This is a genomic window from Paenibacillus sonchi, assembly GCF_016772475.1.
Classification (GTDB): domain Bacteria; phylum Bacillota; class Bacilli; order Paenibacillales; family Paenibacillaceae; genus Paenibacillus_AQ; species Paenibacillus_AQ sonchi.
On the sequence record NZ_CP068595.1, the window covers coordinates 2,305,125 to 2,318,417 of the forward strand.

Below are 13,293 nucleotides of genomic sequence, written 5' to 3' on the forward strand. Positions count from 1 at the left end.
AGGGGGCTTGCTTGTGAGTAGTTCGAGAGCTTTGAAGTGGATTACAGGTGCATTTGAGATTCTTTTAGCTATTCCGATTCTTGGTGCTGCAATTGTGATCGGAAGCTGGTACACCGTACTGGGATTAACTTTTATTCTTCATGCCGTAACGTTGGTCCTATCGGCCAAGAATAAAGAACCGTTTTACGGTTCAGTGCTCGGAATTGTGACTTCCGCGCTGGCGTGGATCCCATTCTTGGGATGGATTCTGCATCTGATCACCGGCATTCTGCTCATGGTAACCGCAGCACAAAAACCGCGTCAGGTATCCAATCATAATACATACCAGGCTTAAACTCCGGCATTAGTCCAGACAAGCCATAATACGGCCCGATTCGGATGTTTCTCGAATCGGGCCGTGTTCATGATATAATGAGAGGGCATTGTAGAGGGATTTACAGGAAGGAGCAGTACCTGGATGGAAGCAACCGCACAAGAGGTAGCGGAATGGATGGTTAAGGAGATCCGTTTTACGGGAACCTTGTACCAAACTGCCGCGATAGAATATGTGAAGGCCAACTTTGGAGAGCAGTTTGTGTTTGTAAATGAGAACGGGAACGCCTCCTTGTCCAAGGATGTGAAGAAGGCTTTCCGCAAGCTGCATGGCGGGAGAATCGCCTGGGACCGCGATGGTTTTCTATGGGCCTGGACCTGAAAAAAAGGCCCGTATAGTATGTTTTGCCGGTGCCGGATCGGGCGCCCTGGGCAGTTTCTATACCATACAAAAAAGACCGCTGCTATAATGAAGTGCACCCCTTAGAATAGACATTGGAATAAACCCCTGGTTTATCCGATGAATTCTAGGGGGTGCATTTTTTATGCCAGCGATTAAAGGAAAGAAGTCTAAAACGTATTCTTATGAAACAAAGCTGGAGGCAATACGTCTTCATATGGTCGAAGGTTGGACCTATCGTAAAATTATGGAGAAGTTCGAAATTACAGACAGACATCGGTTGAAAACATGGATGAGGAAATACCGGGAACTGGGAGAGTTCGGACTTGTGGACCAGCGAGGACGGCGAGAACAATATGTGGATCAAGAAAGACAGGTCAAATGGCTCAAACAGGAGAACGAAATGCTAAAAAAGTGCTTGGAAATCTGGATGCAGGAGATGAAACAGAGCGGTATGTAACGATTGAGAGAGCCTCAAGTGAATATCCGGTTCGTCATTTGTGCAAAGTGTTTGGGGTCTCCAGAAGCGGATATTACGCCTTTCTAAAGCGCAAAGCATTCGATCGGGACCGAGAAGATAGAGAACTTGTGAAGAAGGTTTACGAGCACTACAACGGAGTTTACGGATACCGACAGATCCAGTTATTCTTGCTGCAGGATCATGGAGTCTGGATGAATCATAAGAAGGTGCTACGGCTCATGCAGGTACTTGGAATCCGGTCACGAATAAGGCGAAAACATCGCTGTAATTACGCATCTTCGGACGGAGGGCGAGTCGCTAAAAACTTACTGAAGCGAGATTTCAAGGCGGATGCTCCTAACCAAAAATGGGTTACCGATGTGACTCAATACCGGGTGGGAGAATCGTGGCTCTATCTTTCTGCGGTGAAAGATTTGTTTAACAATGAAATTGTAGCCTACCACATGAGTCAGAAAAATGACAATCCACTGGTTCTACAGACCTTTGAGAAAGCCTTTAACAAGACAAAAGACGTGACCGGACTGATCGTTCACAGCGACCAGGGATTCCAATACACGTCTCATGCATACCATGACATGCTGCCAAAGGTTGGCGCCCGAATCAGCATGTCCCGCCGAGGAAATTGTTATGACAATGCCTCCATGGAGAGCTTCTTCTCGCATCTCAAAACGGAAGGGCTCTACCCTTATGATATCCGAAATCTGGACGAGGCACAAAGACGAATTGAAGCCTATATTCAATTTTACAACCAGTATCGACCGCAACGAAGACTAAATAAGCTGCCTCCGGTGGAGTACCGGAAGCAGCTTACAGCCTAGGGTCTTTTTTCAGTGTCTACAAAATAGGGGCTTGACCATAATGGCAACGGTCTTTTTTGTCTTTTAGGAACTGATGCAATACAAGGCATAGGGAGATAGGCTATTTAGCAGAATCTGTGTCCGTCTGGCCTGCCGGACCGCCGGGCCGCCTGATCCGCCACAGGTAACGGATCTCCTGTCCGCATCATTTACAGTTGGCTGTGCATGAACCTGCAAAGTGCTGGCAGAGTGACTTAGGAGTACCCCCGGTCAACTAATCTCATGCCTCTCCAATAACCTATCCAATAACCTATCCAATGACATGCCCAGCGACATATCTATTAGAGTAATGTCCATCAGACCCGGTGTCCCTCCGCACTTACCTCCGGCAAGATCATACCGGGACCTCCCGCATGCTCTTCTCCATCGGAGAGCTGCAGAGCGGGCAGGGCTTGGAGGACAGGTGATCCTCGGCTCCCCCTGCCTTCATGCGCGTCCAGCCCGGACAGCTGCCGCCGGTGCACTTCCAGATGGGGACAGTGTGTGTTTTCCCCTGGAGGAACTGGCGGAAGTGTGCCGCACTGCCGCCGGGATTCTGTTAGCAGCTATAGAAGCCGGAGCCGCTGGCACCGCAGAACGGAAGGCGGACAGCATAAATCTGGAGACTTCTGCTTTTTTGCCCCGGTGCCGTGCCGGGGAGCTGATGAACAGCTCTTCGCGGGCTCTGGTCACGGCCACATAAGCCAGCCTCCGCTCCTCTTCAAGTGCAGCGAGGCCCGCGGTATTGCCTGCAATGACTTTGTTGTCCCGTGCGCCTGGTGGAGGGGATGTCTTCCGGTCCTTTAACCGCTCACCTTCCAGTGCGGAACTGTGGGGAAGGATGCCTTCTGACGCACCGATCAGAAAAACAACCGGGAACTCCAGCCCCTTCGACTTATGAATTGTCATTAGGGCAACCCGGTTCCCCTGTTCTTTTAGTCCCGGCTGGCGGCTTAGCTCGTTGCGTTCGGTCACATTACCGATGAACTCCAGAAACGACGGGAGGCTGTCAAACCGTTCCGCCGAGGCTTCCAGCTCATCAAGCATTTCTTTCAGCATTTCCCGGTGGAGAGTGGCCTGATGCCGTTCATTGGCTTCGATGAAATAGTCATAGAAGCTTGAGCGGATCTGGCGGATCGCCTGCACCGGTGTCAGCCGGATCAGACCCCGGATCAGCTCCAGCCGTTCACGCAATTTCCCGCTTTTGAAGTCCTCCATTCCCGGCAGAGACAGCAGGTGGATCAGCGGGCCCTGCTTGGGCTGGACGGCCTCCATCCGGCGGATGTGGTTCATGCCCTTTTCCCGGTTCAGATATAGGGTCGGCAGGATATTCTCCATTGCCGCGAAGTTCCGCCGGTTCAGTGACAAACGCAGATGATCCAATACCGGAGAGATCAGCCAATGCTCGTAGAGCAGTTGGCCTTCTCCGTAATCGACGTAGGGGACATCGCGGAGGAGCAGCCGCTCCAGCAGGGCCCGGTTGCTGCTGGAAGCACGGTAGAGCAGGGCGAAATCGCTGTATGATCTAGCCCCGCTGGCTACCTCGCTCAAGATATGCTCTACGATTTGTTCGGCTTCCTCGTCCGCCGTCTGCGGGCGCAGGTACCGGGGCTGGCGGCCGCTGCCTTGGGCCGCTTGCAGCGTTTTGGCCCGCCTCCGCATATTGTGGCGGATAATGCCATTGCCGAGGCCGACAATTGCGGGGCCGGAACGGTAATTGATATCCAGCGTGATAACCCGTGCGCCCGGATACAGCTTCTCGAACTCCAGAATGAACTCGCTGCGGGCTCCGTTGAAGGAATAGATCGTCTGGTCATCGTCCCCGACCACCATCAGATTATGCTGCGGGTGGGCGATCATTTTGACAAGCTCATACTGCAATGCATTGGTATCCTGAAACTCATCGACCATCACGTACAGAAATCTCATCTGCAGCTCCAGCAAAAGTGCAGGTTTCTCCCGCAGCATGCGGTAGGCGATCAGCAGCACATCGTCGAAGTCGATTTTGAAATTGTCGGTCTTCCATTGCTCATACAGCAGCAGGACCGCCTTCATTTCCTTCTCGGCGGGTGAGGTTTCCGGCAGCTTCTCCGGCTCGCCCAGATTCATCTTGCAGGTGGAGAGCAGAGCAAGCAGGGTTTCCGGCGGATAGGCATCCTTAGGCAGACCCAGCTCGCGCATAATCTGCTTCAGCAGAATGTGCTGGCGGCGCGTCTCATTGAAGATTTCCTGCTGAAGACCCTGACGGCGCAGGAAATAGAGAAAAAGAATGGAACGTGCGCGCCTGCAGGCGCGCGGCATCGCTCTCGCGGACGCCTGGCAGCTGGGCAATCCGTTCACGCATCTCCGCCGCCGCTTTGTTGGAGAACGTCAGCAGCAGCAGCTGGCTTGGGGAGATGCCCCGGACGGACAGCAAATACCCGGTTCTGCAGATCAGTACCGAGGTTTTGCCGGAGCCTGCCCCCGCCAGTGTCAGCAATGGGCCTTGATGATGCCGAACTGCCGCGATCTGCGGGGAGTTGAGCAGAATACCGCCTTCCTCCAGCCTGCGGAAGTAAGCCGCATCGGAGTCTCCGGGCTTCACCATTTCGCGGCTTGTCCGGGCAGAAGCGACCTTCGCCTGCGGAATGCGTTCGCCGGTAGCCCCGAGCGGTATATTGTGAAATAAAAGCTTGTTCATTGGATGGATTCACCTTCGTTTGTTTCGTTGCAGGATAAAATTAAATTTTAGCCGATCTATACTATACCATCCCGCTCGCGCCGCTGTCCCGTAATCTAAACAATACTATTCATGTTTTTGGTGTCACACTCCTGGGTGTATGAATATTCTGACTAATATACGTATGTACTGAAATTCATTCCCGGAAAGGTGTGTTTGTGATGAAGCCTATTGCCCGGATCAAAAAACCGGCTGTACAAAGGAACCGTTCCGTTCCCCGCGCAGGTTCGCCCAGAACACTGCTCTACCGTAACTCCAAGTATGGCTTCAGCATCAGGCTCCCCCGCAGATGGAAATGCTACACAGTGATTAGAAGAAGCTCCCGGCAGCTGGATGATGCGGAGTACGCTGTGTATTTCCTTTTTAAATACAAAGGGAAGATTTATGAATCGGCGCTCACTTTGCTGGTGTACCGGATGACGTTGAAGAAGTGGATAGAGGAGGGCTATGATGAGTCCCCGATCATCCGGATGGCTGTGCGCAATGGACGGATTTATGCCTATGCGCTTCCCAGCGAGCTGCCTGAAGAGTTCCTGAATGCCAAAGGCGATGACTATGATTACAAAAGATACGGCAGACCCATCCGCATCCTGTCCAGCATGGTGAATGACGATGTGCCAAAAATCGTAAAAACCTTCAAGCTCCGCTGACTGGTTCAACCAGGCTGGAGGGGGTCTTCATTCCATTTGTCCAAGGACAGCATTGACCTTGTGCTCGTATAACCTCGGGTTGTCCTCTTTGATTTCCTCCAGCAGAAAAGCCAGCGATCTCTTGATCCTTGGCGTCATGCCTGCAGCGATATCGGCGTACTCTCTACGGCAGAGGTCATCCTCAAGGATTCTCCGGTTCAGCACAATGGCCCAGTTGCGTGCATTCTCCAGCATGTCCGGCAGCGACTCCAGCAACTGGGTAAGGTACATCTCCATCTGGTAGCTTTCCACGAAATGGACAAGTCCGAACATAACCTCCTCCTGCTCGGTGTCATCGTCAAAAACGTAGAAGATTTGATGGATCACCGCATCCTCCATGTCTCCGGCCAACCCCTCCAGCGCCTGATCAAAAGCCTCGCATTCCAGCTCCGTCCGCAGCAGACGGTTATGATATAACTGGGCAATCCCAGGATACATATTCAACTTGTGATTCCCCCTATGTTAGTCTGGTTTACAATCCTCAATATACCAACATTTTAACATATTATAGATTGTCCCCCGGCAGAGTCACCAGAGTGTTCAAAAAGTCCGATAGTGAGTATTGACCGCTGTTATATTCTGTATAATAATAGGAATATTATTCTAGTTACTGGGTTTAAGTGTGAAAGGTGGTCGCGAAATGGAGCCTGCACTGACGATATTGGCGGAGATGGAGGAATATATAAGGAGAGAAGGCCTGTCAATTTCACAATTTGCCGAACGGTCAGGCATTCATTCCGGAACGCTCAGCAATATGCTCCACGGACGCCGTCCTATTGCTATGCAGCAACTGGACCGGGTTACCAGGGCCATGGGGCTTGCCGAAGGCTATTATTACGACCTGTACATAGATAATTACATCGTTGACGGTTCCTCGGACTGGAGGCGTGTGGGGCCGCTGCTCCAGCGTTGTGCGGAACTAGGTAAGCTGGATTCGATTCATCGTGTGGTTCGGATTGTTACAGATAAGCTGCAGTATCTGCCCGCACTGTTTGATACGGCGGAGGAACTCTATGCCCAAGGAAATTCGGCGGCTGCAGCGCTGTTGTATGAATGTGTAGCGGAAAGCGAGAAGTATCAGCATTCCGAGCGGCTCGCGTTGTGCCAATACCGGTTGTTTAGAATTGGTTTGTGTGAAGACCAGGATGAAAATTTACGCTTAGCCAATCAGTTTGAGTCTTATGTAGAGCGGTTGGATGAAGCGGATCAATTAGATGCACTTAAGCATTTGGCGGATGTATTCGCCTCGAGGCATCGTTGGGACAAAGTAGATGAGATGGCAGAGCGGCTGGGGCAGAAGTCGGATATTTATTACAAATATTGGAATAAAAATAAAAACCAAAAGCAACCAACGCGACCACTTATCTATTACATTCTATATGCTTATTTATTGAAGTCATTAGTTTGTGATGAATGTGGGGATTATCAGAAGGCTATATACTATGCGTCACTTTACGTGGATATAAATTGGATTGAGAATCCGGTGAGTGAAGAGGAAAGCCGGGTTATAGAACAATTTAAGGAGTGGGGGACAGCCAATACCTATTTATATCGCTTAATGTCCGGGGAACTGGAAGTTTTACCGGAATACGTAAACTATGTAGAATCACGAGAAAACGAAATTTTCCCCGCGCTATTCAAGATTATGCAGGCTGCTAACCGCTATGAGGCTAACGTCGATGATATTCTTCTGAAGTTTAACAGCCATCTATCATGTAGAGAACAGCACAGCCGTTTGGGGAAATTTAATCAGCAGATAACCGATGACAGATACACACACTTACATATTGAATTAGCTACATATTATTTGGGACATGAAAGATTTGAGATTGGGTTTTATTACTTAATGGATAGTTTGGAATCATCTGTTAGAATGAGAAATGATTACAATATAGTTAGGTGTGTAGGGTTATTCGAAAAATACCGCTCGGTAGCATTGCAGGAACAAACAAGTTTGTACAAAAAGTTATATGACTCATGGTGCTGGGGGCTAAGTAGGGAGTATCCATTTCACGATAATTAGGAAGTAACATATTTAGAAGAACCGGAGTTAATCGGTTCTTTTCTTTTGCCCCTACCATTGCGGGGTCTAACTATTATTTTCACTTTAGCAAAATTCCGCATTTTGACAGCTTGTACTAAAATATTACATGAAGGGGGTGGAACTATGCATAATAATGAGAAGATGGTGCTGCTTCATGTAGAAAACGCCAGGGAGAAGCTGCATCAGGCGCTGAAAAAGTATGGCTTCTTAACGCATCCCAAAGTTATCGAACAATCTGTTGCTTTGGATCATCTGCTTAATCAGTACAGCTCCCAAAAAACAGTTTGTTGATCTGTATATTAATCTTTTGATAAGGAGGGTGGGAGATTGTGTTTATTCCAATTCTCACAACGCTGACTACGACGCAGCAGTGGGTCCTTTTGATCCTGCTGGCAGTGAACATAGGCGCAATATATTGCTTTGTCAAGTTTGGGGCAGGCAAACGTTAAGTGACTTCGCTTCACTGTCCTTTTCTTTTCTCCAAAAGATGCCGCAAACCCTCAGCTACACCATTCTCCGCATGATTCCCCGTTACAAAGTCGGCCGCTTCTTTTAGAATCGGTGCGGCGTTCTCCATGGCAATTCGGTAGCCGGCTATTTCAAACATCGGCAGATCATTATAGCTGTCGCCCATCACAGCGACCTGTTCGGCAGGAATGCCGTAATGTGCCGCCAGCATTCCCACACCCGAGCCTTTATTGGCATCCTTATGGTTGATCTCGATATTGTTTACATGCGAGGCAGTAATAATCAGTCCGGGGATTGCCGCGAACCGTGTGGAGGCTTCCTTCAGCAGCTCCCGGTTCAGCGAAAAAGCCAGCGTTTTAAAAATTACATACTTGTCTTTGCTCCAAATCTCCTCCATGCTCTCTACATAGGTGACAGAAGCCTGCTGGAACTGCTTGTCGATCATAGCTTTCAGCAGCCAGCGGAGCTCCCCGGGTACATCTTCATCGTTAAGCTCGGACAGCTTCTCCAGCCGCACCCGTTTGTCAAGCTCCACATATACGTTATCTTCGGTGTATACCTCATAATACAGTTCAGGAATCCCGCTCATCCAGCGTAGAGCCGGAATGATATCCTCCTTATTCAGCGGCTTGCTTGCTGCCAGCGTCCGGTCAGGCAGCGTCACTACCGCTCCGTTCAGACTGACCACAGGGCATTCCAGATCCACCAGCCGGAGCTGCCGTTCCGCATCCATGTAAGAGCGGCCAGTAGCGATAATCACGATGTGGCCCAGGCTCTGGGCGTGCACAATGGCCTCGCGGTTTTCCGGGCTGATCTTGCCCTCCTCATTCAGCAGTGTTCCGTCCATATCCAATGCAATCAGCATGTTGAAGTTCTCCTTTTCAATATAAGCTATAAACTTTAGTTTTACATTGAGTGGTATGGTCGTAACTGCGGGGAATGTTTGGACTTCCAGCCGCTGTTGTCCCCAGATTTCTTGATTAACCGCCTTTCGCGGTTGAAATCCGGTGACAAAGGCGGACGCATTCGCTCTTCCAGTTCCAAACTTCCCCTCCGCACTTCTACCCTTTTATGGATTTTTAAGTTCATCATTATATAGCTTGGGGCTGGTCTCTGCAAGGCCGATGAAATTATTGCTTGTATCTTATCATTAATTCTCTGAAAACTAAAAATCCATTTACACCCCTTATTTCAGGCTGTTTGCTGTGAGAGGGGAGAATTTTCAGAAAAGAGTTCCGCCGTGGTACAATATAAGGCGGACCACTTAGCATGCATCTAATTATGACTACAGCATCAGAAAGCAATGCTCACAATACTTTTAGGGGGAACTGTGATTGAAATGAAATCCAGAAATTTAGCTACGATTTCGCTGGCGATGATGGCCTGCGGTTTTCTCATTACACTATTTTTGCCGGAAAATCTGGCAGTTGTTCTGCTGAGGGGGGGCTTTGAGGCCGGACTGGTCGGGGGGATCGCGGACTGGTTTGCCGTGACTGCGTTGTTCCGCCATCCGCTGGGGCTGCCGATCCCGCATACCTCCCTGCTCTTGAAGAACCGGGACAAAATTATTCAGTCCCTGATCTCTGCGATGGAGAACGAGCTCCTGAATAAGGCGAGCATTGAGAACAAGCTGCGCAAAATCCGCATAGTGTCGCTGGGCAGCACCATGCTGACGCGGCTGTTCGCCCGCAAAAAAGCGAGAGCCGAAATGCTGGAGCAGGTCAGCGCCTTCGTGCAGAAGCTGCCGGTGGAACAGGCGGTACCTTATATCCAGTCGGTTGCAGCCGGCTATATCCGTGAAGCCAAGCTTGGAACGGCCGTGGATACGATCGTCACCAAGCTTATGAATGACGGAAAGGATGTCGCGGCTCTGGATTTCGCGCTTGAAGGGATCTCTGGCTGGGTGGAACGTCCTGAGACCCGGGCGATGCTGGGCAAGATCGCCAGTGAGAAGCTGGCCGAAGTGAAGCTTGGCGGCTTGAAGGGGATGGCTTTTCAGGCTTTCGTCGGCTTCGTGGACGCCGAGATGCTGGGGGAATGCTGCAAGGCATGGTGCAATCCGGGATCAACGATTTCCGCAGCGAAGACAGCCCTTACCGCGAGGAGATTATCCGGGAAATCCGGGTGGCCATCTTCCAGATGGTGAATGATGAATCGCGGATCGCTGCCATTAAGGAGTGGGGGCTGAACGAGCTTCAGAGCGAAGCTGCTGCGTCGTTCCTGCGGGAGCAGCTTGAGCATTTCCGGGGCAAGGCGGTTGCCTGGCTGGAAGAAGAGCGGTCTGCGGGCGGACGCAAGCTGTTTGGGCTGTATGCCATGCTGGCCCGCCGTATCGGCAAGGAGCAGCAGTGGATACAGGAATGGGAAGAACGCATCCGTGCTTCTCTGATCAGCTTCGTCGAAGCCAACCATTACCGGGTGGGGCTTCTGGTCAAGGAGAACCTGGATTTGATGGATGATGCCAGTCTGGTGAATATGCTGGAGGATAAAGTGGGCAAAGATCTGCAGTGGATCCGGGTCAACGGTGCGGTATGCGGTTTTGTCGTAGGTCTGGTGCTTACGGTATTCCAGTTGTTTTGAACAGTAAGAGCGGCGGCAACCTGGAATCAGCAAGCGGTTCCTCTTGGACCAGAGATTCTGAGTCATCTCAACCCCAACATTCAAAACGGCTGCGCTGTCCACGGAAGGATAGCGCAGCCGTTTCTGTTTGTCAGTTGCTTACCGAATATAGTTAAGAGCTTTACAGTTGGCTTTTACCGTTGCTGATCGTATAGGCTTCCTGCACAGGCAGCACGAAGATTTTGCCGTCACCGAAGGAGCCCTGCTCACCGGTTCTTGCTGTTCTCATAATAATGCTGATGACATCTTCTTTCTCATCGTCATTGATGACAATCATCAGCAGCTTCTTGGAGATTTGATTATAATGATTGGTTCCGACCTGAATTCCCTTTTGTTTGCCGCGGCCGAGCAAATCCATTTTGCTGATGGAGGGAAAGCCGGCAAGCAGCAGTTCAGCCATGACTGCATCCGCTTTCTCGGGTCTAACTATAGCTTTGATCATTAACATAACGATGCACCCTTTCTACAGCGAATAATGTGTTGTAGGGGGTTGCCAATGTCTGGGTGGCCTTAGTGGTGACCTATTCGCTTAATGGCAACGCTTACAATTTGAGTATAATATTAACTATAGCTGCATCCTGCGAATAAGGTCACAAATTCCATTGTACATAGTGTCGCATAGAACAGAAGCGGGCGGCAGCACAGCATTCTGTTAATTCAGCAAAAGAAAACGGTACAGCTCTTCCAATGCCGCTGCCGTATGCTGCCACCCGAAATTCTGCAGCGCGTCCCTCCGTCCCTGCAGTCCGATTCTGGCTGTAAGCTGCGGATCGCGGCCGAGCTGCAGCAGGGCTTTGGCGAACGGTGACGCTTCGCGGTACCGCTGCACCAGATATCCATTATGGCCCGATACAATAATCTCCCGGATGCCGCCGTTGTTCGAGGCGATGACGGGCAGTCCGGAGGCCATGGCTTCTACATTGACCAGCCCGAAGGACTCATGCCGCTGGGACGGGCAGACAAAAACGTCGGCTGCATGGTACAGATCGTGAATATCCTCATGGGCGATCTTGCCGATAAAAACAGCCCGGACTCCCAGGCGCCGGGCCATGGCTTTAAGCTGCCGGATGTACAGCGGCTTGCCGTGGCCGGCGATAATCAACTGGGCCGGCAAGCGTTTATGAAGCAGGCGCATGGCTCTAATCAGCACAGGAACGCCTTTGCGCGGAATAACCCGGCCGACGAACAGCACAGTGAATACCGGAGACAGGCGGTACAGCCGGCGCATTTGCTGCTTCTCCGGCAGCTCTGCCGGAGAGAACCGGCTTAAATCGGCGCCGAGCGGCACGACACGGATGATTCCGCCCAGGCCGGGAAAGCGGCGGGCGAGCTTGCGCTGCAGGGAGCGGCTGTTGACAGCAATAAGATTGGCTCTCGCCAGGCTGCGTGCAATTCTCGATTCAGCAGGGACAAAAGTCAGGGAATGAAGGAACAGGACAACTGGCGTGTATGGATGCCGGCGCTTGACGGAGGACATCAGGAGCGGCCGGTTATCGACTTGTATAACATCGAAATGCTCTGTTTCAAGATAGTCCAGAACCGATGCAAGATAACGTGCAGGCGTACCTGAGACCAGGCGCACGATACGCACCTGCTCTTGTTCATCGGTGTCAGGAAGCCCGGGAGCCTTTCTGCTCACGATAGTTACTTTATGCCGCCGGGCCAGTTTTCTGGCAATCGCCCAGATGCAGATTTCCACAGAGCCGTCTCCCGGCACCGGAAACTGTTCCGGTGCAATCATGCAGATATGCATAGGTATATGCCTCCTTCACCCCATAGCTGTAGCCTCTTACCTAACATATGCCGCCGGGCAGGGGAAGACACATTCATGAGAAGGATCAGGTGATTTGCTTCGAAGCCGCGGCGATTACACCGGCAACCTTTTGTTCCAGTTCGATGATCTTCTGCTTGCTGGCTGCAATTTGCCGGTGACCGGAGAGCAATGAATTCAGGGACAGGCTGGTCAGGGATGGATTTTGCTTGCGGATGGCCGATTTGAAGCCGCTCCAATCTGCAGACAAGCGCTTGTTCAGGGAAGAGATCACACTTTTCTGGGATTTGATCGACGTCTGCGGACTATTGATCCCGGCAAGGGTTTTGCGCGCCGCGGCTATTTTCCTGGTCCGGGTTTCTTTGGCGGCCTTTAGCCGGGCCTCTTGGTCGCGGATGTCCTGGCGGGCCATCTGGACGACAATTTTCATGGCATCAGACTGGGCGCGCAGCACGGAATTCAAGGATTTGTCCCGCATTCCCCTAAGCAGGGATATACGCTTGTTAAGCGCACTGTATTGGTCAAACAGCGGCTGGTACCGGGCCTTGGTGCTGGCAACGACTGCGGTTAGCCGGGTCACGGTGTCTTGATCAATGTTCTTGATCTTCTCCTTCACCGTCAGGAGTGACTGCGCATTACTCTCATGAAGCTTCCGGATTTGTTCTTCTCTGCTGTTATATTGTGCTGATAATGCGGATAGCTCGCTATACTGGCTGTTCAGCTTGCTTCTTGAGGATGAATCCGCAACGGCGGCTGTCAAATCAAAAGCGGCCTGGATTGAAGGGGTCAGCTCCGTCCCGGAAGCAGCCGCTTTGCCTGCCAGGGCCAACGTTAGAAGCAACAGCGATAGAAGTGTCAGAACAGAAGTCTTAAGGGTAGTCATCATTCTCCTCCTTTTTTTACATCCGCAAGCCTGTATGAAAAGACAAAAAAGCACCCGCAGCAAAGGCAAAA

The 13,293-nt window shown here is 51.1% G+C and carries 17 protein-coding genes; 9 read left to right on the forward strand and 8 right to left on the reverse strand.

Annotated features, from left to right (window positions below):
- Nucleotides 1-13: 13 nt before the first annotated feature.
- The 4 genes from JI735_RS10635 to JI735_RS10650 all read left to right on the forward strand — a co-directional run bounded on the left by JI735_RS10635 (nucleotide 14) and on the right by JI735_RS10650 (nucleotide 2,011).
- Nucleotides 14-334: a hypothetical protein gene (locus tag JI735_RS10635; protein WP_039832273.1), complete on the forward strand. Its 321-nt coding sequence runs from the start codon at nucleotides 14-16 to the stop codon at nucleotides 332-334.
- A 123-nt stretch (nucleotides 335-457) separates the two neighbouring features.
- The gene (locus JI735_RS10640; protein WP_020433541.1) at nucleotides 458-694 is read left to right on the forward strand and encodes a DUF6953 family protein; all 237 of its coding nucleotides are present in this window, start codon (nucleotides 458-460) and stop codon (nucleotides 692-694) included.
- Between the two features lie 163 nt (nucleotides 695-857).
- Nucleotides 858-1,172, forward strand: a complete 315-nt coding sequence (locus JI735_RS10645; RefSeq protein ID WP_039832618.1) for a helix-turn-helix domain-containing protein — start codon at nucleotides 858-860, stop codon at nucleotides 1,170-1,172.
- Nucleotides 1,094-2,011 (forward strand): IS3 family transposase, encoded by a 918-nt coding sequence (locus JI735_RS10650; RefSeq protein WP_233181315.1) that lies wholly within the window; start codon nucleotides 1,094-1,096, stop codon nucleotides 2,009-2,011. Before JI735_RS10645 ends, JI735_RS10650 begins: the two co-directional genes overlap by 79 nt.
- A gap of 373 nt (nucleotides 2,012-2,384) precedes the next feature.
- Here JI735_RS10650 and JI735_RS37260 read toward each other — a convergent pair whose 3' ends face one another.
- From JI735_RS37260 to JI735_RS37265, 3 genes are read right to left on the reverse strand one after another with little or no spacing between them, the layout of a single operon-like run.
- Nucleotides 2,385-2,480 carry a hypothetical protein gene (locus tag JI735_RS37260; RefSeq protein ID WP_325175596.1) on the reverse strand — a complete coding sequence of 32 codons (96 nt, stop codon included), beginning with the start codon at nucleotides 2,478-2,480 and terminating at the stop codon, nucleotides 2,385-2,387.
- The gene (locus tag JI735_RS10655; protein WP_325175618.1) at nucleotides 2,477-4,360 is read right to left on the reverse strand and encodes an ATP-dependent helicase; all 1,884 of its coding nucleotides are present in this window, start codon (nucleotides 4,358-4,360) and stop codon (nucleotides 2,477-2,479) included. The genes JI735_RS37260 and JI735_RS10655 overlap by 4 nt, the downstream gene beginning before the upstream one ends.
- Nucleotides 4,245-4,709 carry a UvrD-helicase domain-containing protein gene (locus tag JI735_RS37265; protein WP_325175597.1) on the reverse strand — a complete coding sequence of 155 codons (465 nt, stop codon included), beginning with the start codon at nucleotides 4,707-4,709 and terminating at the stop codon, nucleotides 4,245-4,247. Before JI735_RS37265 ends, JI735_RS10655 begins: the two co-directional genes overlap by 116 nt.
- Before the next feature lie 200 nt (nucleotides 4,710-4,909).
- Between JI735_RS37265 and JI735_RS10660 the strand changes: the two genes are divergently transcribed.
- Entirely contained in the window at nucleotides 4,910-5,398 is a 489-nt protein-coding gene (locus JI735_RS10660) for a hypothetical protein (RefSeq protein WP_051051719.1), read from the forward strand.
- 27 nt (nucleotides 5,399-5,425) lie between these two features.
- Here JI735_RS10660 and JI735_RS10665 read toward each other — a convergent pair whose 3' ends face one another.
- Nucleotides 5,426-5,875 carry an Imm30 family immunity protein gene (locus JI735_RS10665; protein WP_039834923.1) on the reverse strand — a complete coding sequence of 150 codons (450 nt, stop codon included), beginning with the start codon at nucleotides 5,873-5,875 and terminating at the stop codon, nucleotides 5,426-5,428.
- A 202-nt stretch (nucleotides 5,876-6,077) separates the two neighbouring features.
- Between JI735_RS10665 and JI735_RS10670 the strand changes: the two genes are divergently transcribed.
- Both JI735_RS10670 and JI735_RS10675 read left to right on the forward strand, forming a co-directional pair.
- Nucleotides 6,078-7,460 (forward strand): helix-turn-helix domain-containing protein, encoded by a 1,383-nt coding sequence (locus JI735_RS10670; protein ID WP_233476340.1) that lies wholly within the window; start codon nucleotides 6,078-6,080, stop codon nucleotides 7,458-7,460.
- A 144-nt stretch (nucleotides 7,461-7,604) separates the two neighbouring features.
- On the forward strand, nucleotides 7,605-7,772 hold the full coding sequence (locus JI735_RS10675) for an aspartyl-phosphate phosphatase Spo0E family protein (protein WP_082727044.1): 168 nt from the start codon (nucleotides 7,605-7,607) through the stop codon (nucleotides 7,770-7,772).
- Nucleotides 7,773-7,941: 169 nt separating this feature from the next.
- Here the strand turns inward: JI735_RS10675 and JI735_RS10680 are convergent, their stop codons facing one another.
- The gene (locus JI735_RS10680; RefSeq protein ID WP_039834918.1) at nucleotides 7,942-8,814 is read right to left on the reverse strand and encodes a Cof-type HAD-IIB family hydrolase; all 873 of its coding nucleotides are present in this window, start codon (nucleotides 8,812-8,814) and stop codon (nucleotides 7,942-7,944) included.
- 474 nt (nucleotides 8,815-9,288) lie between these two features.
- Here JI735_RS10680 and JI735_RS36870 point away from each other — a divergent pair, with 474 nt between their 5' ends.
- Together JI735_RS36870 and JI735_RS36875 are read left to right on the forward strand one after the other, a co-directional pair.
- Nucleotides 9,289-10,095, forward strand: coding sequence for a DUF445 family protein (locus tag JI735_RS36870; RefSeq protein WP_267919210.1), 807 nt, complete (start codon nucleotides 9,289-9,291; stop codon nucleotides 10,093-10,095).
- Nucleotides 9,999-10,529 (forward strand): DUF445 family protein, encoded by a 531-nt coding sequence (locus JI735_RS36875; protein WP_267919211.1) that lies wholly within the window; start codon nucleotides 9,999-10,001, stop codon nucleotides 10,527-10,529. The genes JI735_RS36870 and JI735_RS36875 overlap by 97 nt, the downstream gene beginning before the upstream one ends.
- A gap of 160 nt (nucleotides 10,530-10,689) precedes the next feature.
- Here the strand turns inward: JI735_RS36875 and JI735_RS10690 are convergent, their stop codons facing one another.
- From JI735_RS10690 to JI735_RS10700, 3 genes are all read right to left on the reverse strand, one after another.
- Nucleotides 10,690-11,016, reverse strand: a complete 327-nt coding sequence (locus JI735_RS10690; RefSeq protein ID WP_020433554.1) for a P-II family nitrogen regulator — start codon at nucleotides 11,014-11,016, stop codon at nucleotides 10,690-10,692.
- Nucleotides 11,017-11,220: 204 nt separating this feature from the next.
- A complete protein-coding gene (locus JI735_RS10695; RefSeq protein ID WP_039834916.1) occupies nucleotides 11,221-12,321 on the reverse strand; it encodes a glycosyltransferase family 4 protein in 1,101 nt (366 codons plus the stop codon).
- An 85-nt stretch (nucleotides 12,322-12,406) separates the two neighbouring features.
- Nucleotides 12,407-13,222, reverse strand: a complete 816-nt coding sequence (locus JI735_RS10700; RefSeq protein ID WP_039834915.1) for a hypothetical protein — start codon at nucleotides 13,220-13,222, stop codon at nucleotides 12,407-12,409.
- Nucleotides 13,223-13,293: the final 71 nt, after the last annotated feature.